15 protein-coding genes are annotated in these 21,859 nt (G+C 74.3%); 12 read left to right on the top strand and 3 right to left on the bottom strand.

Going from position 1 to position 21,859, the window contains the following annotated elements; translation table 11 throughout:
* The first annotated feature begins 152 nt into the window (after positions 1–152).
* Positions 153–1,148 (top strand): LysR family transcriptional regulator, encoded by a 996-nt coding sequence (locus tag ACFV61_RS07190; RefSeq protein ID WP_063348996.1) that lies wholly within the window; start codon positions 153–155, stop codon positions 1,146–1,148.
* An 89-nt stretch (positions 1,149–1,237) separates the two neighbouring features.
* On the opposite strand, the gene ACFV61_RS07195 is transcribed toward ACFV61_RS07190, so the two are convergent.
* Positions 1,238–1,564: a WhiB family transcriptional regulator gene (locus ACFV61_RS07195; RefSeq protein ID WP_063348997.1), complete on the bottom strand. Its 327-nt coding sequence runs from the start codon at positions 1,562–1,564 to the stop codon at positions 1,238–1,240.
* A gap of 560 nt (positions 1,565–2,124) precedes the next feature.
* Here ACFV61_RS07195 and ACFV61_RS07200 point away from each other — a divergent pair.
* The 4 genes from ACFV61_RS07200 (at position 2,125) to ACFV61_RS07215 (ending at position 6,877) form a co-directional block, all read left to right on the top strand.
* Positions 2,125–2,736: a response regulator transcription factor gene (locus ACFV61_RS07200; RefSeq protein ID WP_014136228.1), complete on the top strand. Its 612-nt coding sequence runs from the start codon at positions 2,125–2,127 to the stop codon at positions 2,734–2,736.
* A gap of 338 nt (positions 2,737–3,074) precedes the next feature.
* Complete coding sequence (gene shbA, locus ACFV61_RS07205; protein ID WP_079135824.1) at positions 3,075–3,791, top strand: RNA polymerase sigma factor ShbA; 717 nt, start codon at positions 3,075–3,077, stop codon at positions 3,789–3,791.
* Between the two features lie 285 nt (positions 3,792–4,076).
* Positions 4,077–5,579, top strand: coding sequence for an IMP dehydrogenase (gene guaB, locus ACFV61_RS07210; RefSeq protein ID WP_063348998.1), 1,503 nt, complete (start codon positions 4,077–4,079; stop codon positions 5,577–5,579).
* A 170-nt stretch (positions 5,580–5,749) separates the two neighbouring features.
* Positions 5,750–6,877, top strand: coding sequence for a GuaB3 family IMP dehydrogenase-related protein (locus tag ACFV61_RS07215; RefSeq protein ID WP_063348999.1), 1,128 nt, complete (start codon positions 5,750–5,752; stop codon positions 6,875–6,877).
* A 65-nt stretch (positions 6,878–6,942) separates the two neighbouring features.
* On the opposite strand, the gene ACFV61_RS07220 is transcribed toward ACFV61_RS07215, so the two are convergent.
* Entirely contained in the window at positions 6,943–7,506 is a 564-nt protein-coding gene (locus ACFV61_RS07220) for a hypothetical protein (RefSeq protein ID WP_063349000.1), read from the bottom strand.
* A gap of 254 nt (positions 7,507–7,760) precedes the next feature.
* Between ACFV61_RS07220 and ACFV61_RS07225 the strand changes: the two genes are divergently transcribed.
* Positions 7,761–9,746, top strand: a complete 1,986-nt coding sequence (locus ACFV61_RS07225; RefSeq protein ID WP_380490516.1) for a protein kinase — start codon at positions 7,761–7,763, stop codon at positions 9,744–9,746.
* A gap of 10 nt (positions 9,747–9,756) precedes the next feature.
* Here the strand turns inward: ACFV61_RS07225 and ACFV61_RS07230 are convergent, their stop codons facing one another.
* On the bottom strand, positions 9,757–10,299 hold the full coding sequence (locus ACFV61_RS07230) for an SHOCT domain-containing protein (protein WP_380490518.1): 543 nt from the start codon (positions 10,297–10,299) through the stop codon (positions 9,757–9,759).
* Positions 10,300–10,356: 57 nt separating this feature from the next.
* Here ACFV61_RS07230 and ACFV61_RS07235 point away from each other — a divergent pair, with 57 nt between their 5' ends.
* The 6 genes from ACFV61_RS07235 to guaA all read left to right on the top strand — a co-directional run bounded on the left by ACFV61_RS07235 (position 10,357) and on the right by guaA (position 21,716).
* Complete coding sequence (locus tag ACFV61_RS07235) at positions 10,357–11,481, top strand: protein kinase (RefSeq protein WP_380338895.1); 1,125 nt, start codon at positions 10,357–10,359, stop codon at positions 11,479–11,481.
* Positions 11,482–11,641: 160 nt separating this feature from the next.
* Entirely contained in the window at positions 11,642–13,393 is a 1,752-nt protein-coding gene (locus tag ACFV61_RS07240; protein WP_380490520.1) for a serine/threonine-protein kinase, read from the top strand.
* A gap of 86 nt (positions 13,394–13,479) precedes the next feature.
* Positions 13,480–15,111 (top strand): succinic semialdehyde dehydrogenase, encoded by a 1,632-nt coding sequence (locus ACFV61_RS07245; protein WP_380490522.1) that lies wholly within the window; start codon positions 13,480–13,482, stop codon positions 15,109–15,111.
* Positions 15,112–15,254: 143 nt separating this feature from the next.
* Positions 15,255–17,060, top strand: a complete 1,806-nt coding sequence (locus ACFV61_RS07250; protein ID WP_380490524.1) for a GMC oxidoreductase — start codon at positions 15,255–15,257, stop codon at positions 17,058–17,060.
* Between the two features lie 218 nt (positions 17,061–17,278).
* Complete coding sequence (locus ACFV61_RS07255; RefSeq protein ID WP_380490526.1) at positions 17,279–19,027, top strand: hypothetical protein; 1,749 nt, start codon at positions 17,279–17,281, stop codon at positions 19,025–19,027.
* A 1,093-nt stretch (positions 19,028–20,120) separates the two neighbouring features.
* Positions 20,121–21,716 carry a glutamine-hydrolyzing GMP synthase gene (guaA, locus tag ACFV61_RS07260; protein WP_063349008.1) on the top strand — a complete coding sequence of 532 codons (1,596 nt, stop codon included), beginning with the start codon at positions 20,121–20,123 and terminating at the stop codon, positions 21,714–21,716.
* Positions 21,717–21,859: the final 143 nt, after the last annotated feature.

Consider the following 21,859-nt stretch of genomic DNA (forward strand, 5'->3'; position numbering starts at 1 on the left):
ACCCACACCACCGCTGTGGGGGGGGCCCGCGGCGCCCGCGCCCCGCGGCCCCCGGGCGGGCGCCCCCCCCCCCCCCCCGGCGTGTCCGGCGTTTGAGGCTTCAATCATCAGTAGAATTTTGCCATTGGCAAAGATTGCCTTATAACTAAGGCATGATCGAGGCCCGTCACCTGCGCGTCCTGCGTGCTGTCGCCCGCACCGGCTCCTTCTCCGCCGCCGCTCGCGAGCTGGGCTGTACGCAGCCCGCCATCAGTCAGCAGATGAAGGCCCTGGAGAAGTCGGTGGACACCCCGCTGGTGGTCCGCTGCGGCCGGGGCATGCAGCTCAGCGAGGCGGGGCGGGTGCTGCTCAAGCACGCCACCGGGATCCTGGCCGGGCTCTCCGCCGCCGAGGAGGAGATCGCCGCGATCGCCGGGCTGCGGGCCGGCCGGGTGCGGCTGGTCTCCTTCCCGACCGCGAGCTCCACCCTGGTGCCGCCCGCGGTCGCCCGGCTGCGGGACAGCCATCCGGGGGTGCGCGTGTCGCTGGTCGAGGCGGAGCCGCCGGAGTCGCTGGCGATGCTGCGCGGCGGCGAGTGCGAGATCGCGCTGGCCTTCCGCTACCCGCAGTCCGACGGCGGCGCCGCGCTGCCGGCGCCCGCGCACGGGACGCCGCGCGAGGCGCGGGCCGAGGCCAACCTGGAGGCACAGCAGCTGAGTGCCGGCTCCGACTGGTCCGATCTGGTGGTCACCCCGCTGCTGGACGACCCGCTGGTGGGCCTGCTGCCCGCCGCGCACCGGCTGGCGGGGCGCGGCAGGCCGGTGGAGCTGGCCGAGCTGGCGGGGGAGCAGTGGATCGCGGGCTGCCCGCAGTGCCGGGGGCACCTGGTGGAGCTGTGCGCGGCGGCGGGCTTCGAGCCCCGGATCGACTTCGCGACCGACGACTATCCGGCGGTGGTCGGCCTGGTGGCGGCCGGACTGGGGGTGGCGGTGCTGCCCCGGCTGGCGCTGCAGTCGGTGCGCCCGGACGGGGTGTCGACGGTGCCGGTGCGGACGGCCGCGGGGGCGCCGGCGGTGCGGCAGGTGGTCGCGCTGACCCTGCCGGATCTGGCCGAGGTGCCGGCTGTGGCGCTGATGCTGGAGCGGCTGGCGGGGTCGGCCGGGCGCTGACCTCTGGGGCCTGAGCGTTCTGGACCGGGCTTGAACAGCCCGAAACGCCGCGAGGAAACGTTTCTTCACGGCGCGCCGTGGAGGCGGGGCTAGCGCCGGGCGATCGCCGGCGGGGTCAGCGGGACCTCCACCAGCCGGTGCCGCGAACGCCCCAGCATCTCCTCGCGCTCGTCCTCGGTCATCCCGCCCCAGACGCCGTACGGCTCGCGGACCGCCAGCGCGTGCGCCGCGCACTCGGTGATCACCGGGCAGCGCATGCAGACCTCCTTGGCACTGGCCTCGCGTGAACTCCGCGCGGCCCCGCGTTCGCCCTCGGGGTGGAAGAAGAGCGAACTGTCCACGCCACGGCAGGCTGCGGAGAGCTGCCAGTCCCAGAGGTCCGCGTTGGGACCTGGGAGGCGGGAGAAATCTGCCATGGCTCATTCCCTTCAGAGGCTCGTCGGCCGTGGGCCGGCGCTCAGCGGGCTGCTGCTGGGCGGCGCGGCGGGCGTCGATGCACTGGTGTGGACACCTGGAAATATGACTTACGGCAACTCCATGGACAAGTCACCCACAGAGTGGCACAACAGTCAATGACCATACGAAAGCTATAAAAACGGGCAAAGTGGGCAAGGGGCTCGGCGGGCGCGGGCGTGGCATTCGGGTGGCCGACGGGCGCGCGACACTCCGCGCCGGTGTGCGGGTCGTGCGCCCACCGCGCGCGAGCTGGGCAAAAGTGCGGCGTGTGCACCGCGATGCGGCTGATCGGTAATGGGTTGGCCACGTACAGTGGTGGAGATGGCCCCGAAGGCCGTAACTCATTCGAGTGACGGTCGTTGGAAGTGCGGAGGCGGTTAGCGGGCGCCGGACGTCGGGAACGATCGCGGGGAATTTGAGGCGATCAGCACGGACTCTGTCGCCGATCGGCCGTGTCGGAGAGGTTCGTACCAGCCAGGAGGCTCAACGTGACGCGGATCAGCTGCGGAGGACGACGGTCATGACTTCCGTTCTCGTTTGCGACGATTCCCCGCTCGCCCGCGAGGCGCTTCGCCGCGCGGTCGCGACCGTACCCGGTGTGGACCGGGTCACCACCGCGACGAACGGGGAGGAGGTCCTCCGCCGCTGGGTGGCCGACCGCTCCGATCTCGTTCTGATGGACGTCCGGATGCCCGGCCTCGGCGGGGTCGAGACGGTCCGGCGGCTGCTGTCCGCCGATCCGGGCGCGCGGATCATCATGCTCACCGTCGCCGAGGACCTCGACGGGGTCGCGCTCGCGGTGGCCGCGGGCGCCCGCGGGTACCTGCACAAGGACGCCTCGCGCGCCGAACTGCGGGCCACCGTCACCCAGGCCCTCGCCGACCCGACCTGGCGGCTCGCCCCGCGCCGGCTGCGCAGCCCCGACATGGGCGCGGCGCCCACGTTGACGGCGCGTGAGATCCAGGTGCTGGAGGGCATGAGCCACGGCCGCAGCAACGCCGAGATCGGCCGCGAGCTGTTCCTGTCCGAGGACACCGTCAAGACCCACGCCCGACGGCTGTTCAAGAAGCTCGGGGCCTCCGACCGCGCGCACGCGGTGGCGCTGGGTTTCCGCTGGGGCCTGGTCCGCTGACCGCCGGTGGCGCCGCCGGCTGCGGCGCGCCGCCGACGGTTCCCGGGACGGACGCCGTCCGGGCGTGTGACGTTACGGTCCCGAGGTTGCACCATGGAGTAGTGGAGCACCTCGGGGACCAGCGGACAGGCACTGCGGCGAACCACACGGCCGCAGCACATTCGGCGGACGGCGCGAAGGACGGGACCACCGACGGCGGCGGGGCGGGAGGCGGCACGGTGCAGGAGGGGCCGGTGGTGCGCGGCGGCACGCCGTACGGCACCGCAGCGCATAACGTTCCGGTGCACAACTCCGGACGCGGTGCCGCGTTTTCCCGCGCGACCAGGCACCATGGACCGATGCGTGACGACGTCGCCGGTGCGGCCGGCCAGGCGGACCCGGTGGAGGCCGAGCCCTCCGGCCCGGGTGGCGATCCGTCGTACGCCGACCCCGGCGGCCCCGGCGCGGTGCCCGGCCCCGGTCGACCGCCGGTGCTCGGCGCGGGCGGCTCCCCGCTGGTGGGCGAGCTCGTCGCGGCCGCCGTCCGCGGTGAGGGCCCGGCCATCGACGCCCTGCTCGCCTACGTCCATCCGCTGGCGCTGCGCTACTGCCGCGGCCGGCTCGTGCGGCTGCCCGGCGGCGCCCGGCACCACGTGGACGACGTCGCGCAGGAGGTCTGCGTCGCGGTGCTGTGCGCGCTGCCCCGGTACAAGGACCAGGGGCGGCCGTTCGAGGCCTTCGTCTACGGCATCGCCGCGCACAAGATCGCCGATCTGCAGCGGGCCGCGATGCGCGGGCCCGGCTCGACGGTCGTCCCGCAGGACGACCTGCCGGAGGTGCCGGACGAGGCGCTCGGCCCGGAGGAGCAGGCGCTGCTGAGCAGCGACGCGGCCTGGGCCAAGGAACTGCTCTCCAACCTGCCGGCCCGTCAGCGCGAACTGGTGCTGCTGCGGGTGGCCGCCGGGCTCTCGGCGGAGGAGACCGGCGAGGTGCTGGGGATGTCCCCGGGCGCCGTCCGGGTGGCGCAGCACCGGGCGCTCAGCCGGCTGCGGGCGCTCGCGGAGGAGTCCTCCTAGGTCCTGTCCGGCAAGATCCGCCGGTCAGGACCTAAGTCCTGACCGGCCGGAATGAGCCACGGGGGGCCGGTGTTGTCAAGGGCACACGAGGACACATTCGCCGTGCCAGTACCATGGGGTATCGGCGCCTGGGCGGGTTGCCAAAGTTTCGCGGGTGCGCGCGGGGTTCCCCTGGAGGTTCCTCCAAAACCACCCGGCTTCGGCGGTCTGCTGCGAGTGAGCGATGAACGCGCCCCACCCTCAGGGCGTGAGCGGAATAGGCCGGCCACGGAAGGTACCCCCCAAATGTCTTACAACGCCGCAGGCGTACCCGAGAAGTTCGCCATGCTCGGGCTCACGTTCGATGACGTCCTGCTGCTGCCCGGGGCTTCCGCGGTGCTGCCGAACCAGGTCGACACCTCCTCGCGGGTCTCCCGGAACGTGCGCGTCAACATCCCGCTGCTCTCCGCCGCGATGGACAAGGTCACCGAGGCGCGGATGGCGATCTCGATGGCCCGCCAGGGCGGCGTCGGCGTGCTGCACCGCAACCTGTCGGTCGAGGACCAGGCCAACCAGGTCGACCTGGTGAAGCGCTCCGAGTCCGGCATGGTCACCGACCCGATCACGGTCGGCCCGAACACCACGCTGGCCGAGGCCGACGCGCTGTGCGCCAAGTTCCGCATCTCCGGCGTGCCGATCGCGGACGAGGCCGGCAAGCTGCTCGGCATCGTCACCAACCGTGACATGGCCTTCGAGTCGGACCGCAGCCGCCAGGTCCGCGAGATCATGACCCCGATGCCGCTGATCACCGGCAAGGTCGGCATCTCCGGGGTGGACGCGATGGCGCTGCTGCGCCGCCACAAGATCGAGAAGCTGCCGCTGGTCGACGACGAGGGCCGGATCAAGGGCCTGATCACCGTCAAGGACTTCGTCAAGGCCGAGCAGTACCCGAACGCCGCCAAGGACGCCGAGGGTCGTCTGCTGGTCGGTGCCGCCGTCGGTGCCAGCGCCGAGGCGTTCGACCGGGCCCAGGCCCTGGTCGAGGCCGGTGCGGACTTCCTGGTCGTGGACACCTCGCACGGCCACAGCCACAACGCGCTGGCCTGGATCGGGAAGATCAAGTCGGCCGTCGGGATCGACGTGGTCGGCGGCAACGTGGCCACCCGTGACGGCGCCCAGGCGCTGATCGACGCCGGCGTGGACGGCGTCAAGGTCGGCGTCGGCCCCGGCTCCATCTGCACCACCCGCGTGGTCGCCGGCATCGGCGTCCCGCAGATCACCGCCATCTACGAGGCCGCGGTGGCCTGCCAGGCGGCCGGCGTGCCGGTCATCGGCGACGGCGGCCTGCAGTACTCCGGCGACATCGGCAAGGCGCTGGCCGCCGGCGCCGACACCGTGATGCTGGGCTCGCTGCTGGCCGGCTGCGAGGAGTCCCCGGGTGAGCTGATGTTCATCAACGGCAAGCAGTTCAAGTCCTACCGCGGCATGGGCTCGCTGGGCGCGATGCAGTCCCGCGGCCAGGGCCGCTCGTACTCCAAGGACCGCTACTTCCAGGCCGAGGTGGCCTCGGACGACAAGCTCGTCCCCGAGGGCATCGAGGGCCAGGTGCCCTACCGCGGCCCGCTGTCGGCCGTGCTGCACCAGCTGGTCGGCGGCCTGCGCCAGACCATGGGCTACGTCGGCGCCGCCACCATCGCCGAGATGGAGAGCAAGGGCCGCTTCGTCCGGATCACCTCGGCGGGCCTCAAGGAGAGCCACCCGCACGACATCCAGATGACCGTCGAGGCGCCGAACTACTCCAACCGCTGAGTCCGCGCTTCCCAAGGGCCCGTCGCCGCACCGCGGCGCCGGGCCCTTCGGCGCGCCCGGGGGCGGGCCCCGCGCCCCGGAGGCGAGCGCGCGAGGCAACCGGGGTGCGGGATACTGGGGGCGGCCGGGGTGACCCGGCGGGCATGAGCAACAAACCAGAAGGGCTCGAAGTGACTGAGATCGAGATCGGGCGAGGCAAGCGCGGCCGACGGGCGTACTCCTTCGACGACATCGCCGTCGTCCCCAGCCGCCGTACCCGGGACCCGAAGGAGGTCTCGATCGCCTGGCAGATCGACGCCTACCGCTTCGAGCTGCCGTTCCTGGCCGCCCCGATGGACAGCGTGGTCTCGCCGCAGCAGGCCATCGCCATCGGCCGCCTCGGCGGCCTCGGCGTGCTGAACCTCGAAGGCCTCTGGACCCGCTACGAGGACCCGCAGCCGCTGCTCGACGAGATCGCCACGATCACCGACGAGGCCGCCGCGACCCGCCGCCTCCAGGAGATCTACGCCGCGCCGATCCGCGCCGAGCTGATCAAGCAGCGGATCCAGGAGGTCCGCGACTCCGGTGTGGTCACCGCCGCCGCGCTCTCGCCGCAGCGCACCGCCGAGTTCTCCAAGGCCGTCGTGGACGCCGGCGTCGACGTCTTCGTCATCCGCGGCACCACCGTCTCGGCCGAGCACGTGTCCAGCGGCGCGGAGCCGCTCAACCTCAAGCAGTTCATCTACGAGCTGGACGTCCCGGTGATCGTCGGCGGCTGCGCCACGTACACCGCGGCCCTGCACCTGATGCGCACCGGCGCGGCTGGCGTGCTGGTCGGCTTCGGCGGCGGCGCCGCCCACACCACCCGGGGCGTCCTCGGCATCCAGGTGCCGATGGCCACCGCCGTCGCCGACGTGGCCGCCGCCCGCCGGGACTACATGGACGAGTCCGGCGGCCGCTACGTGCACGTGATCGCGGACGGCGGCGTCGGCTACAGCGGCGACATCCCGAAGGCCGTCGCCTGCGGCGCCGACGCGGTGATGATCGGTGCCGCGCTGGCCCGCGCCACCGACGCGCCCGGCAAGGGCTTCCACTGGGGCATGGAGGCCGTCCACGAGGAGCTGCCGCGCGGCAAGCGGGTGGACCTCGGCACGGTCGGCACCACCGAGGAGATCCTGACCGGTCCCTCGCACACCCCCGACGGCACCATGAACCTGTTCGGCGCGCTGCGCCGCGCGATGGCCACCACCGGCTACACCGAGCTCAAGGAGTTCCAGCGGGTCGAGGTGACCGTCAACCCGGCGCTCAACCACCGCTGAGACGCGTCGTGGTGAAGGCCCCCGTCGGTTCCGCCGGCGGGGGCCTCGGGCTGTCCGGACCGGCGTCAGCCGCGGTTGGCGGTGCGGCGGGTGAGGAGGAAGCCGCCGACCAGGGCGATCCCGTAGAAGGCGAGGTCGAGCGCGCGCAGCTCGGCGCGCCAGTGCGCCAGGGCGTCGTGCGGCAGGCCGCGCGGGCCGGGGCCGGCCGCGTGCACCCGGCGGAGCTGGCCGGTCAGCTGGCCGAGCAGCAGCGCGCAGGCCGCGAGCAGCGCGCCGAGCAGCGGCAGCACCCGGCTGCGGCCGCCGAGCCGGCCGAGCGGTAAGGCGACCAGGGCGGCGAGGGCGATGGCCAGCCAGCCGAGGCTGTCCGCGGCCCGGGCCGGCGCGCAGCCGTAGGCCAGGCCGCCGAGCAGCATGGCGAGGACGGCGAGGGCGACCGCCAGGGCGGTGCGGCGGCGCGGGCCCGTCCGGTGGGAGCGGACGGTGGGGACGTATCCGGCCACCGGGACACCGGGCATACCGGGCGCGACGTAGCCCTCGGGGGAATCCAGGGTGGGTGTGACCGAGTAGTGCTGGGCGGTGCGCGGCCGGCCCGACTGGCCGTCAGCGCCCGGTGCGGGTGCGGTCATGGGCGTCGGATCCCCCCGGAAAGACGATGAGCTGCCGAACGGTAGCAGCGCCCCGGCCAGATCTTGGCGAGTTTTCGATCACAGATCGGGCACGGAGCGCCGCACCCGATCCGGTATGCCCCGGATCGGGTGCGGGGGTCGGGTGGTCCCGGCCCCCGGGGACAGGGGATGATGGAGACTTGGGCGTTCGGGCCTGAGGCCGGGCCGACACGCCGTCACCACGACCGCCAGCAGCACATGGGGGAACGTTCCGAATGACCCAGGCGCAGGGTTCCACCGGCCGCCTCCTGGCCGGCCGCTACCGGCTGAACGGCGTGCTCGGGCGCGGCGGCATGGGCACCGTCTGGCGCGCCGAGGACGAGATGCTGGGGCGGACCGTCGCGGTCAAGGAACTGCGGATGAACGCCAGCGTCGAGGAGGAGGAGAAGCACCGGCTGATCGTCCGGACGCTGCGCGAGGCCAAGGCCACCGCGCGGATCCGGCACAACTCGGCGGTCACCGTCTTCGACGTGGTCGACGAGGACGACCGGCCGTGGATCGTCATGGAGCTGGTCGAGTCCCGCTCGCTGGCCGACGTCATCCGGGAGGACGGGCCGCTGGCCCCCGCCCGGGCCGCCGAGATCGCGCTCGACGTGCTCGGCGTGCTGAGCGCCGCGCACGCGCTGGGCATCCTGCACCGGGACGTCAAGCCGTCCAACGTGCTGATCGGCGACGACGGCCGGGTCGTGCTCACCGACTTCGGCATCGCCAGCGTGGAGGGCGACGCCTCGGTCACCTCCACCGGCATGCTGGTCGGCGCCCCCTCGTACATATCCCCGGAGCGGGCCCGCGGGCAGAAGCCCGGGCCGCCGGCCGACCTGTGGTCGCTGGGCGGCACGCTGTACGCGATGGTCGAGGGCCGGCCGCCGTACGACCGGGGCTCGGCGCTGGCCACCCTGACCGCGGTGATGACCGAGGAGCTGACCGCCCCGGTGAACGCCGGGGCGCTGCAGCCGGTGATCGAGGGGCTGCTCGCCAAGGACCCGGCCGAGCGGCTGGACGCCTCGCAGACCCGGTCGATGCTGAAGCGGGTCGTCGCGGAGGCCACCTCGAAGGCCGAGTCGACCACCGTGCACGCGCTGCCGGTCGAGAGTCCGGCCGCCGCCGCGGAGCCCGAGGAGGCCCCGGCCGAGGCCGAGGAGGGCCGCAAGCGGTCCATCGGGGGGCTGCTGGGGACGGTCCGGGTGGGCAGCCGGGCCAAGGACGAGGAGCCCGCCGCCGTGGCGGAGCCCGTCGTGGAGCCGGCGCCCGAGCCCGCCTCGCCGTCCTCGGACGTGGCATCGGGCTCGGCTTCGGGTTCGCTCGCGGCGTCGGGTTCGGCTCCGGCGGCCGAGCCGATCCGGCCGGTGACCAGCGAGTGGACCCTGGGCGCCACGCAGGCGGCCGGCGCCGACCCGCGCAACGGACGGCGGCGGCTGGCCGTCGTCACCGTGGTGCTGGTCCTGCTGCTGATCGCCGGGGTGGTCGCGGTGCTCCAGGCCGTCGGCAACGGGGACGACTCGTCGGCGAACGGCGCGGGCGCCACCTCGTCGGTCTCGACCAGCTCCGAGGCCGGGCCGAGCGGGACCCCGGCCGCCTCCGTTCCGGCGGCGGAGCCGGAGCCGGGCACCGACAAGCCCGCCCCGGACAAGCCGGCCACCGACACACCGGCCCCCGACAAGCCGGCCGACACGCCCGGCCCCTCTGCGGCCAACCCGCCGGCCGCCGGCGCGCCCGCCACCACCCCCGCGCAGAGCCCGACCCCGCCGGGGGCCGCCGTCCCGGCCGGTTACCACGAGTACAAGGACCCGACCGGCTTCTCGGTCGTCCTGCCGGACTGGCTCCAGCCGGCCGGTTCGGAGGGCGTCCGCCGGATCTTCAAGGGCAACGGCAGTACCCTGACCATCGAGTGGACCACCACCCCCGGCCCCAGCGCCGTCGCCGACTGGCAGGACTCCGAGCCGGGCCTGCGTTCGAAGGTCACCAACTACCAGCGGGTCAACCTGGCCGCGATCAACTACCGGCAGTGGAGCAACGCGGCCGACTGGGAGTGGATCAGCGGCACGCCGCGCACGCACTCGCTCAACCGGGGCTTCGTCACCGGGAACCCGGCCAAGTACGGCTACGCGATCTACTGGATCACCCCGGACGCGGACTGGGGTGCCCCGGCCAACTCCCAGGCCCGGGACACGGCCTTCGCCACCTTCCAGCCCGCGCCGTAGGGCGCTAGGCCTAGCCGATCAGGCGGGCCTTGGCCCGGGTGAACTCCTCGTCGGTGAGCGCACCGGAGGCGTGCAGGGCGGCCAACCGCTCCAGCTGGCCGAGGAGTTGGTCGCCCGCGCCGAGTTCGGCGGGGGCGGTGTCGGCCGCCGGCCCGGCGGCCGACGCGGCCTTGCGGGCGAGCCGGGCGGCCTCCCGGAGCTGCTCGGCGAAGACGTCGGCCTTGGCCACGTCCTCGAACCGGTGCGAGCCGGTCAGTGCGACGATCGTGAGCACGTCGCCGTTGAGCTTGGTCCTGGCCACGGTCGCGTCCGTGACCGCCGTAAGCGGAACCGGGACCGGCGGTTTACCGTCCTTGAGAAAGAGCAGTCGGTGGGTGGTGAGAACGAGCACGCCCTTGCGGAAGTGGTCGGGATGGCGCCCGGCCGTCGAGGCGACCGGATTCTCGCCGTCGATGACGACCGCCTCCACCGTGCGCACGGCCTCGGCCTGATTGGCTTGGCTGTTGTTTCCCGCCACCTTGAAGGCGGTGTCGATCAGATCGGTCCAGTCCATGGGACCGAGCGTAAAGGAGCCGCTCAGTAGGCTGCTCGGCGAGCGAGAGGAACTGGCATGCGAGGCGGCCCGGAGCAGTTGCTGGCGGGGCGGTACCGGCTGACGGACCGTCCCGAACTCCTGCGGGCCCTGGCGGTGGACGACCGCACCGGGGAGTCCGTGCTGCTGCGAGCCCTGGAGCTGCCGGCGCTGCTGACCACCGGTCAGGACCTGGACGGCGAGGTGCCCGCGCACGCCGACCGGCTGGTCCGCCGGGTGGCGGCGGTCGGCTCGGCCGCGCCGACCGGGCACCCCCGGCTGCTGCGCGGGCTCGGTGCCTTCGTCGAGGGCGAACTGCTGTGGACGGTGGAGGAGCGGTCGGGCGCCATGACGCTGGCGGACCTGGCGGCGGTCGGACCGGTGCCGCCCTACCGGGCGGCGGAGCTGGCGGCGGACCTGGCCGGTGCGCTGCGGGCGCTGCACGAGGACGGACTCGTCCACGGCAACCTGACCGCCGAGTCCGTGCTGGTCTGCGAGGACGGCGCGGCGATGCTCGGCGGGCTGCTGTCCGGGGTGGCGCAGGAGGCGCTGGCCGAGGACCTCGGCGGCCCGGGCGGGCGCCGCCGGTACGAGGTGCGGGCCACCCTGGTCGGCCCGGTGGCGGAGCGCTGGCCGCTGGACGGCGGCCCGGCGGGCGACTGCTGGGCGCTCGGGGTGCTGGTGCAGCGGCTGGTCACCGGCCGCTCGCCGTTCCCGGACGGTGGCGTGCCGGAGCTGGTGTCGGCGGTCCGGGACGGGCGGCGGGAGCCCGCGGCGGCCTGCGGGCCGCTGGCGCCGCTGGTCGAGCGGCTGCTGCAGCCCGACCCCTCGCTGCGGCCGACCGCCGAGGAGGCCCGCCGGGAGTTGGCGGCGCTGCTCGCGGGCGCGCCGGAGCCGGTCGACGAGGAGTGGGCGGCGCGGGCGCTGGTGCTGAGACCGGAGGCCCCGCTGGTGCGGCGCCGGCGGGGGCGGGGTGGTGGACGAGGGCGGTCGGAGGTCGTCGTGGGCGCGAACGCCGGCGCGAACGCCGGGGCGGGCGCCGGGCGGCCGGACGAGGTGCGGCCGCCGCGGATACCTCCGGCGCTGTTCGGCCCGTTGCTGGTGGGGGGCGTGTTCCTGCTGCTGGTGCTCGGGGTGGCCGCGGTGGTGCTGTTCGCAGGCTGACGGCCCCGGAGTGTCCCGGACCGTCGGTCCGACGGGCGAGCGTGATTACCGGGGCTGGCAAGGTGCGCCTAATGTGTGCGTGGGATTTGTTCGAACAGTGGTCTGCACCAGGCCCTCCGTCGCTGTGACGGCAGACGGATGTGAGGGGGAGTGGTCGCCGATGGGCGTGCAGGACCGGCCGGAGACGGCCGAGACGGAGCGGCTGCTGGCCGGGCGGTACGAGCTGGGCGACCGGCTCGGCCGCGGCGGGATGGGGACCGTCTGGCGGGCCTGGGACCGGATGCTGAACCGCGAGGTCGCGGTGAAGGAACTGACCGTCAACCACCTGCCCGAGGACGAGCTGCAGATCCTGCACGCCCGGATGAAGCGGGAGGCCAGCGCGGCCGCCCGGATCAAGCACCCCGGCGTGATCACGGTGCACGACGTGCTGGAGCAGGACGGCCGGCCGTGGATCGTGATGGAGCTGGTCGACGGCCGCTCGCTGGCCGACGTGATCAGCCAGGACGGCACCCTGCAGCCGCGCGCCGTCGCCGAGGTCGGCAGCCAGGTGCTCGCCGCACTGCACCGCGGCCACCAACTCGGCGTCCTGCACCGCGACGTGAAGCCGGCCAACGTGCTGCTGGAGCGCGGCACCGGGCGGGTGGTGCTGCTGGACTTCGGCATCGCGACGTACGAGGGCTCGGCCGAACTGACCCGGCCGGGTGACCTGGTCGGCTCGCCGGACTACCTGGCGCCGGAGCTCGCCCAGGGCGAGCGGCCCGGGCCGGCCTCCGACCTGTGGGGCCTCGGGGCGACGCTGTACGCCGCGGTGGAGGGCCAGTCGCCGTTCCGCCGGACCTCGCCGATCACCACGCTGGCCGCCGTGGTGGGCGAGCCGCTGCCGGAGCCGGTCCGGGCCGGGCCGCTGGGCCCGGTGCTGGCCGCGCTGATGGCCAAGGACCCGGCCGAGCGACCGAACGCGGACGAGGCCGCCCGGATGCTGGCCGAGGTGCAGGCCGGGCACACGATCGGCCTGAAGCCGGTCGCGCCGCTGCGCGCGCCCACCCAGTCGGTGCCGGTGGTGGACCGCAGCGAGCGCCCGGCGGCGGAGGAGGACCCCGAGGAGGAGGACGCGCCGGGGGCGACGGCGGCGGAGGCCGAGGAACCGACCGGGGCGCGCTCGGGGGCCGTTCCGGACACCACCGGGGGCGTGGCCGCCGAGGCGGCAGCGCCCACCGCCGAGGTCGCGCCGGTGGCGCACCCCGTCACGCCCGCGCGCGGGCCGGCCAAGCGCCGCAGCACCCTGAAGATCGTCGTGATCGCGGTGGCCGTCGGCCTGCTGGCGGCCGGCGCGACCTTCCTCGCCACCCGACACACCACCACCGGGCACGTCGCCGCCCCCACGGCCGACGATCCCGTCCCGACCGCCTCCGTCAGCCCGGACCCGACCAGCGACGCCAGCCCGGGACCGGCGGCGCCCAACGGCTACCACTGGGTCGACGACCCGGCCGGCTTCCGCTTCCCGCTGCCCTCGGTCAGCCCGGCCTGGCAGCGCAGTGCCACGCCCGACAACCAGGTCTACTACAGCCCCGACAACAAGGTGCACTACCTGCAGTTCGCGGTCACCGTCGGCCAGTCGGTCAAGCCGCTGGAGCACCTGCGGCAGATGGAGGCCACCGTCTCCAAGAACCTGAAGGACTACAAGCAGCACAAGATGACCGGCGTCGCGGTGAACGGCCACGAGGCGGCCGTCTGGGAGTTCAGCTACCTCGCCAAGGAGGGCGGCCGGCGCCGGGCGGTCGAGGCCGAGTTCATCGACGACGACGGCACCAGCTACGCGATCTACTCGTCCAGCCCGGACCGGGGCAACGAGTGGAACGAGGCGGAGCAGCGCTTCAACGCGGTGCTGCACTACTTCACGCCGACCCGCTGACCGGGGGCGCCCGCTCCGCCCGGCCGCGGCAGATTCTTGTTACCGACGGGTACCGGACCGGCCGCCGAGCGCCTAGGCTGCGCCGTATGTCGGACCTCACAGCAGGCGCAGCGGCCACCGAACACCCCGCGACCGGGAACCCGCCCGCCCCCGGCGGGGGCCGGACCGTCGCGGCGGCCGTCCCGCCGTCCCTGGTCGCCCGGTTGGCCGCCGGCGTCACCGCCACCGGCGAGCCCAGCCTGGTGGAGACCGTCGCCCCGCTGACCGGCGAGCGGCTGGCGAGCCTGCCGCAGTCCACCCCGGCCGACGTCGAGGTCGCCTTCGAACTGGCCCGCCGCGCCCAGCCGGCCTGGGCCGCGCTGCCGGTGCGCCGCCGCGCGGCCGTCCTGCTGCGCTTCCACGACCTGCTGCTCAAGCGGCAGGACGAGGTGCTGGACCTCGTCCAGGCCGAGACCGGCAAGGCCCGGCTGCACGCCTTCGAGGAGGTGCTGGCCACCGCCATGGCCGCCCGGCACTACGGGCGGGCCGCGCACGGCTACCTCCGGGACAAGCGGCGCGGCGGGGCGCTGCCGGTGCTCACCCACGCGGTCGAGGCCCGCCGGCCCAAGGGCGTGATCGGCCACATCTCGCCCTGGAACTACCCGCTGGAGCTGTCCGTCGGCGACGTCCTGCCCGCCTTCGCGGCCGGCAACGCCGTGGTCAACAAGCCGGACACGCAGACCGCGCTGACCGCGCTGTGGGCCCGCGAGCTGCTGATCGAGGCCGGGCTGCCGGCCGACCTGTGGCAGGTCGTGCTCGGCGACGGCCCGGTGATCGGCCCCGCCGTGGTGGAGCACGCCGACTACGTCTCGTTCACCGGCTCCACCCGCACCGGCCGCGAGGTCGCCCAGCGCGCCGCCGCCCGGCTGGTCGGCGCCTCGCTCGAACTCGGCGGCAAGAACGCCATGCTGGTCCTCGCCGACGCCGACCTCGACCGGGCCGCCGCGGGCGCCGTGCGGGCCTGCTTCTCCTCCGCCGGGCAGCTGTGCATCTCGATCGAGCGGCTGCTGGTGCACCGCTCGGTGGCCGACGACTTCCTGGAGCGCTTCGCCGCCCGCACCCGGGCGCTGCGCCTCGGCGGCGGCCTCGCCTACGGCGCCGACATGGGCTCGCTGGTCTCCGTCCGCCAGCTGGAGGCCACCACCCGGCACGTGGAGGAGGCGGTCAAGGCGGGCGCCACCGTGCTGGCCGGCGGCCGGGCCCGGCCCGACCTCGGCCCGTACTTCTTCGAGCCGACCATCCTCGACGGGGTGACCCCGGACATGGCGGTCTGCGGCGAGGAGACCTTCGGCCCGGTCGTCTCCGTCTACCGCTTCGACACCGACGACGAGGCGGTGTCCGCCGCCAACTCCACGCCGTACGGCCTGAACTCCAGCGTCTGGACCAGGGACACCCGGCGCGGCCGGGCGGTCGGGGCCCGGTTGCGCACCGGCACGGTCAACGTCAACGAGGCCTACGCGGCCGCGTACGGCTCGATCGGCTCGCCGATGGGCGGCATGGGCGACTCCGGGCTCGGCCGCCGCCACGGTGCCGAGGGCATCCTGCGCTTCACCGAGGCGCAGACCGTCGCGACCCAGCGGCTGATGCCGATCGCGCCCGCGTTCGGCCTGGACGACCGGCAGTTCGCCGCGGTGATGACCGGCGGGCTGCGGGTGCTGAAGGCGCTGCGGTTCAAGTAGCCGTCCCGGACCGGGGGTTCGCTCCCGTGGTCGGAGCCGGCCCGGCCGGTGGTCCGATCCGCCCGTCCTGTGGCCAGGTTCCGTCCTGTGGTCAGGTTCGCCCGTCCCGTAGTTCAGTTCGCGTCCCGAAGGAGCAGTGGCAGATGGTGGAGTCCGGCGGTGCGGCGGAGTTCGACTACGACGTGGTCGTGGTCGGCTCCGGCTTCGGTGGTTCGGTCGCCGCGCTGCGGCTGACCGAGAAGGGCTACCGGGTCGCCGTCCTGGAGGCCGGCCGGCGCTTCGAGCGGGACGAACTGCCCAGGAACTCCTGGGACCTGCCGAACTACCTGTGGGCGCCGAAGCTCGGCCTCTACGGCATCCAGCGGATCCACCTGCTGGCCAACGTGCTGATCCTGGCCGGCGCCGGGGTCGGCGGCGGCTCGCTGAACTACGCCAACACCCTGTACGTGCCGCCGAAGGCCTTCTTCGAGGACCGCCAGTGGCGCCACATCACCGACTGGCAGGAGGAGTTGGCGCCGTTCTACGACCAGGCGCAGCGGATGCTCGGGGTCCGGCTCAACCCGACCGTCACCCCCTCCGACGTGCACCTCAAGGCCGCCGCCGAGCAGATGGGGGTGGGCGACACCTTCCACATGGCGCCGGTCGGGGTCTTCTTCGGGGACGGCCAGGACGCCGGCGGCCGGGCCGGGGCGGCGCCCGGGGACGAGGTCGCCGACCCGTACTTCGGCGGCGCCGGGCCGGCCCGCAAGGCCTGCGTGGAGTGCGGCGAGTGCATGACCGGCTGCCGGCACGGGGCGAAGAACATGCTCACCGAGAACTACCTGCACCTGGCCGAGCGGGGCGGCGCCGAGATCCACCCGCTCACCACGGTGGCCCGGATCCGGGAGCTTCCCGGCGCCGACGGGAGCCGCGGCTACGCGGTGGACGTGCGCCGGACCGACTCCCGCTCCCGCACCGACCGGGTGAAGGCGGGCGCACGGACCATCACCGCCGCCCGGGTGGTGGTCGCGGCCGGGACGTACGGCACCCAGTCGCTGCTGCACCGGATGCGTGACGGGGGGCACCTGCCCCGGATCTCCGGCCGGCTCGGCGAGCTGACCCGCACCAACTCCGAGGCGCTGGTGGGCGCGCAGACCACCGACCGGCGCTACGGCAGCCGGGTGGACTTCACCAAGGGCGTGGCGATCACCTCCTCGATCCACCCGGACGCCAGCACCCACATCGAGCCGGTCCGCTACGGCAAGGGCTCCAACGCGATGGGCGCGCTGTCGATAGCCCAGGTCAAGGGCGGCGGATGGGCCCCGCGCTGGCTGCGCTACCTGGGTGGGTCGGTGCGCCACCCGGTGACCTTCGCCCGCTCGATGAACCAGCACCGCTGGTCCGAGAAGACGATCATCGGCCTGGTGATGCAGTCGCTGGACAACTCGATCACCGTCTCGCTGAAGAAGGACCTGCTCGGCAAGAGCCGGCTCACCTCCGCCCAGGGCCACGGCGCCCCCAACCCGACCTGGATCCCGGCCGCCGAACAGGGCGCCCAGGCGCTGGCCGAGCAGATCAACGGCTTCGCCGGCAGCAGCGCCGGCGAGATCTTCGACATCCCGATGACCGCCCACTTCCTCGGCGGCTGCCCGATCGGCGACGCCCCCGAGACCGGCGTGGTCGACCCCTACCACCGGCTGTACGGCCACCCGGGGATCAGCGTGGTCGACGGCGCGGCCGTCTCCGCCAACCTCGGGGTGAACCCCTCGCTGACGATCACCGCGCAGGCCGAGCGTGCCATGTCGATGTGGCCCAACAAGGGCGAGGCGGACCGCCGCCCGGCCCAGGGCGAGGCCTACCGGCGGGTCGCCCCGGTGGCGCCGGCCCGGCCGGCCGTCCCGGAGGACGCGTTCGGCGCGCTCCGACTGCCGCTGCTGCCCGTCCCGGAGGTCCCGAAGAAGCGCGGCTGAGCAGGCCCCGACGGGCCAACCCGCCCGGCTCGGTACCCGGTTGACATTCGTTCGGATCCGATGGGATAAACGGGCTTTCTGGGGGACCAGGAACTCGTCGAGCGGGGGGAAACCGGTCCATGGCCATCTGCGCATCGTGCGGCGCGGCATCGGTGGAAGGGGCGCCCGCGTGCGTCTCGTGCGGGCGGCCGCTGACGCCGCCCCCGCCGACGGCCGCCATGCCCGCGGTACCTCCCGCGGTACCTCCCGCCGTTCCGCCCGCCGTACCGCCCCCGCCGGCGTACGGTCCGCCGTCCGCCGCGCCCGGGTACCCGCCGCCGCCTCCGCCTTCGCCGCCCGGCTACGGGCCGCCGCCGCCCGCGCCCGGGTACGGCCCGCCGCCCGGCTACGGCCCGGGCCACCCGCAGCCCGCCGGGCCGCCCACGCTGGGCAGCTGGGGCGCCGGGCAGCCGTACGACCCGCGGGCCGGCCGGCCGAACGTGCTGAGCCGGCTGCTCGGCGCGGACTGGCGCCCGGCGCTCCTGGTCGCCATCGCCCCGACCGCCGTGCTGCTGCTGGCGGCGCTGATCGTGGCGGTCCCGAGCGACTACCAGTACGCCTACCTGGTCCGGGCGCCCGGGTTCGGCGAGCGCTTCGGCGCCGCCCTGTCGATGGCGCTGAGCGCGCTCGGTGCGCCGTTCAAGCTCGGGTACACCACCGCGCTGCGACGCGGCGACGCGGCGGGCATGGACGCGCTGCTCCGGGCGGTGCCGCTGACGGTCACCGTGCTGTGGGCGCTGGCGCTCTGGCTCGGCCTGCGGACCGCGGCACGCCGCCGCCGGGCCGCCGGCCTCCAGCTCACCCGGGCCCAGGCCGCGGGCGAGGCGCTGCGCACCGCGGTGGTCCTGGCGGCGGTGACCGCGCTGCTCGGGTTGGCCGGCGGGACGTCCTGGGAGCCGCAGCGCACCGGCCTCGTCGGCCGCGCCCTCGGGGTGACGTACACCGTGGACTCCGGCTGGCTGGAGGCGACCGGCTGGACGGCCCTGCTCGCCGCGCTGACGGCCTTCGCCGTCCACGGCACCGACGCGCTGCGCTGGGCCGCCTGGCGCAGCCGGGCGGTGCGCGGCTGGGCGGTCGCCGCGCTCACGGCCGGCCGGGCGCTGGCGCTGTCACTGGGCCTGGCCTCGGTGACGGGCTTCGTGCTGGTCGCCGTCAACAGCGACGAGGGCTGGCAGACCCCGGTCTCGGCGGCCTTCCTGCCCAACCTCGGCCTGGGCCTGCTCGGCCTGGGCTCGGGGGCGACCTTGCAGGCGTTCAACGGGGCGAGCGGCGGGGCGAGCGACGCGGCGGTCGCGATCGGCGGCGACTGGCGGGACACCCCCGACAGGGGGGAAATCTCCTTCTTCGACCTGCACGACCAGACCGCCGACTGGCGCTGGACCGGCCTGCTGGCCCTCGCCACGGCGGGCGTCCTCGGCTGGTCGGCGTACCGGCGGCGGCTGGACGCGGCCGACCGGCTCCGGCTGGCGGCCGTCCACGCCGTGGCGCTCACCGCGCTGATGGCGGTGGGCGGTGCGCTGATGACGACCTCGACGTCCTCGGCGGTCGCGGGGTGGGACACCTTCGCCAACCAGACGGAGGTGTCCCGGGACACCTCGATCAACCTGGGCTTCGCCAGCGCGCTGGTGGCCAACCTGGTCTGGGCGGCGATCGGCGCGCTGCTGGTGCCGCCGCTGCTGGCGGCCGTCCGCGGCCGGGGCGCGGTGGCCCGCGAGGACGCCTACGGCGCTCCGCCGTACGGCGCGCCCCCGTACGGCGTGGTGCCGCCGCCGGGGGCGCCGTACGAGGCCGGGCCGGAGCCGCAGCCGTACGCCCCCGGGGCGGGGGTGGGCGACGTGGTCGGCTCGGACGACGCGCCGCTGGTGCCGCCGCCCGGGGCGTCGGCCGAGGAGCCGGTCGATCCGAGCGTCTGGCGCAAGCAGCCCTGAGCCGGGCAGCCGTGGGCGGAGCGGTCTGAGCGGAGCGGCCCTGAGCCGGACGGCCCGGACAGGGCAAAGGGCCCCGCGGGGGAACGGGGCCCTTTGTCGCTCAGCACGCGGCGTCAGGGCTGCGCCGGTGCTGGGGGTGACGGCGCCGGGGGAGGGGCGCCGTCGGGTCGGTCGGCTTCGGGGTCGCGCCGTCGCGGCCCGGCGTGGGTGGCCGGTGGCGCGGGGCGCGCACGCTCGCGGTGCGGCGGGTCGGCGCGCAGGTCTGCGCCGGGCCTTCGCTCACGGAGCGTGAGGTGGCGTACGGGGCTGCCGCCCAGTGCGGCGGCATCGGTCGGGGCCTCCACGGTGAGCCTGCCGGCCGCCGGGAGAACCGCTTCCATGCAGCATCGTGCTGGACGAAGGGCTTGCTCTGCAACCGATTCGGCACAGTTCGACCCGGCACATTTGGTGCGGGTGCCGACTCCCGGGTGTGGCCCGGGCGCGGGTGCAGGCCTCGTTCCGCCCCGTCGGGCGGTTGTGGGCAGGTGTCGACACGAGGCGTCGATGATCACGGTGCGTAGTGGTGTGAGTGGCTGCGGCGCACGGGGACGCGCGTAGCGGCGCGGGACGGGAAAGGGTGTGCGCCCGGGCGTGCCCGGCTCGCGACGGGGGTGCGACGACCGGCCCGGGCGTCCCCGGGGACCGGCCGTCCCACCTCTCGGTCCAGTCGCGGCCGGGGTCGCTGTCCCCTGCTGTCCGGCCGCGGCACCCGCGCACGGTCCCACGGCGCCGCACTCCCGGCGGGGCCGGGTCGGCGGCGCCACATGCGCCGGTGGACTGGGATGAAGCTCCACGCGTGGTCCTGCAAGTCCGTACGGCGGCGCCCCTGGCCGGGGCGAAGGCGGCGCGTCTGGCGGGCGCGGCGCGGTCGTACGGTCGTCTGAAGCAACGAAAGGCGGCCCCGTCCGGTCACGGTCGTTTGGACGGGCAGACGAGTGAAACCGGACAGCCCGGTAGAATCGGTGTCCAGACACCCCCACCCGTCGCCGCCGCGGCCCCCGCCGGGGAAGCGGTTCGGTGTGACACCTCTCGTACCGCTGCCGGAAGGCCGTCTGTGTCCTCTGCAATTCCCGTCCAGTCCGCGCCGGACAACGACACCGTCCTGGTGGTCGACTTCGGCGCCCAGTACGCCCAGCTCATCGCCCGTCGGGTGCGTGAGGCGCGGGTCTACAGCGAGATCGTGCCGAGCAGCATGCCGGTCGCCGAGATGCTCGCCAAGAACCCGAAGGCGATCATCCTCTCCGGCGGTCCGTCGTCGGTCTACGAAGAGGGCGCGCCGCAGCTCGACCGCGCGATCTTCGAGGCCGGGGTCCCGGTCTTCGGCATGTGCTACGGCTTCCAGCTGATGGCCAAGACCCTCGGCGGCACGGTCGACAACACCGGCGCCCGCGAGTACGGCCGCACCCCGCTGACCGTCAGCCGCACCGGCTCCACCCTGTTCGAGGGCGTTCCGGCGGAGCACTCGGTGTGGATGTCGCACGGCGACGCCTGCTCCGCCGCCCCGGAGGGCTTCACCGTCACCGCGTCCACCGCGGTGGTCCCGGTCGCGGCCTTCGAGAACGACGAGGCCCGCCTCTACGGCGTCCAGTACCACCCCGAGGTGCTGCACTCCGACCACGGCCAGCAGATCCTGGAGCACTTCCTCTACCGCGGCGCCGGCCTCGCCCCGACCTGGACCACCGGCAGCGTGGTCGAGGAGCAGGTCGCGCTGATCCGCGCCCAGGTCGGCGAGAAGCGCGCGATCTGCGGCCTCTCCGGCGGTGTGGACTCCGCGGTCGCGGCGGCCCTGGTCAACAAGGCCATCGGCTCCAAGCTGACCTGCGTGTACGTCGACCACGGCCTGATGCGCAAGGGCGAGACCGAGCAGGTCGAGAAGGACTTCGTGGCGGCCACCGGCGTGCAGCTGAAGGTGGTCGACGCCGCGGAGCGCTTCCTGAACGCGCTGAAGGGGGTCACCGACCCCGAGGAGAAGCGCAAGATCATCGGCCGGGAGTTCATCCGGGTCTTCGAGCAGGCGCAGGCCGAGATCGTCGCCGAGGCCGGCGAGCACGGCGAGTCGGTCGACTTCCTGGTCCAGGGCACCCTGTACCCGGACGTGGTGGAGTCCGGTGGCGGCACCGGCACCGCCAACATCAAGTCCCACCACAACGTCGGCGGCCTGCCCGAGGACCTCCAGTTCCAGCTGGTCGAGCCGCTGCGCAAGCTGTTCAAGGACGAGGTCCGGATGGTCGGCCAGGAGCTGGGCCTGCCGGAGGAGATCGTCCAGCGCCAGCCGTTCCCGGGCCCGGGCCTGGGCATCCGGATCGTCGGCGAGGTCACCCAGGAGCGGCTGGACCTGCTCCGCGACGCCGACGCGATCGCCCGCGAGGAGCTGACCGCGGCCGGCCTGGACCGCGAGATCTGGCAGTGCCCGGTCGTGCTGCTCGCCGACGTGCGCAGCGTGGGCGTGCAGGGCGACGGCCGCACCTACGGTCACCCGATCGTGCTGCGCCCGGTCTCGTCCGAGGACGCCATGACCGCCGACTGGTCGCGCCTGCCGTACGACGTGCTGGCCAAGATCTCCACCCGGATCACCAACGAGGTCCGCGACGTGAACCGCGTCGTCGTCGACGTCACCAGCAAGCCGCCGGGCACCATCGAGTGGGAGTGAGCACTCCCGCCGGCCGCTGAGCCGCTGCTGAACGGCCGTGCCGTCGTTCCCGTACCAGGGAGCGGCGGCCCGGCCGGGGCCCGTGGGGCGGCCCCCCCGGGGGGGGCCACCCCCCCAAAACGGAGCGGGGGGGGCCGAAATCG

The organism is Kitasatospora sp. NPDC059817 (assembly GCF_042731835.1).
In the GTDB taxonomy this organism is placed as follows: domain Bacteria; phylum Actinomycetota; class Actinomycetes; order Streptomycetales; family Streptomycetaceae; genus Kitasatospora.

What these genes read in the sequence shown, in the direction of transcription:
- ACFV61_RS07190 (WP_063348996.1), top strand. Translation starts at nt 153, where the DNA reads ATGATCGAGGCCCGTCACCTGCGCGTCCTGCGTGCTGTCGCCCGCACC.
- ACFV61_RS07195 (WP_063348997.1), bottom strand. Translation starts at nt 1,564, where the DNA reads ATGGCAGATTTCTCCCGCCTCCCAGGTCCCAACGCGGACCTCTGGGAC.
- ACFV61_RS07200 (WP_014136228.1), top strand. Translation starts at nt 2,125, where the DNA reads ATGACTTCCGTTCTCGTTTGCGACGATTCCCCGCTCGCCCGCGAGGCG.
- shbA (WP_079135824.1), top strand. Translation starts at nt 3,075, where the DNA reads ATGCGTGACGACGTCGCCGGTGCGGCCGGCCAGGCGGACCCGGTGGAG.
- guaB (WP_063348998.1), top strand. Translation starts at nt 4,077, where the DNA reads ATGTCTTACAACGCCGCAGGCGTACCCGAGAAGTTCGCCATGCTCGGG.
- ACFV61_RS07220 (WP_063349000.1), bottom strand. Translation starts at nt 7,506, where the DNA reads ATGACCGCACCCGCACCGGGCGCTGACGGCCAGTCGGGCCGGCCGCGC.
- ACFV61_RS07225 (WP_380490516.1), top strand. Translation starts at nt 7,761, where the DNA reads ATGACCCAGGCGCAGGGTTCCACCGGCCGCCTCCTGGCCGGCCGCTAC.
- ACFV61_RS07230 (WP_380490518.1), bottom strand. Translation starts at nt 10,299, where the DNA reads ATGGACTGGACCGATCTGATCGACACCGCCTTCAAGGTGGCGGGAAAC.
- ACFV61_RS07235 (WP_380338895.1), top strand. Translation starts at nt 10,357, where the DNA reads ATGCGAGGCGGCCCGGAGCAGTTGCTGGCGGGGCGGTACCGGCTGACG.
- ACFV61_RS07240 (WP_380490520.1), top strand. Translation starts at nt 11,642, where the DNA reads ATGGGCGTGCAGGACCGGCCGGAGACGGCCGAGACGGAGCGGCTGCTG.
- ACFV61_RS07245 (WP_380490522.1), top strand. Translation starts at nt 13,480, where the DNA reads ATGTCGGACCTCACAGCAGGCGCAGCGGCCACCGAACACCCCGCGACC.
- ACFV61_RS07250 (WP_380490524.1), top strand. Translation starts at nt 15,255, where the DNA reads ATGGTGGAGTCCGGCGGTGCGGCGGAGTTCGACTACGACGTGGTCGTG.
- ACFV61_RS07255 (WP_380490526.1), top strand. Translation starts at nt 17,279, where the DNA reads ATGCCCGCGGTACCTCCCGCGGTACCTCCCGCCGTTCCGCCCGCCGTA.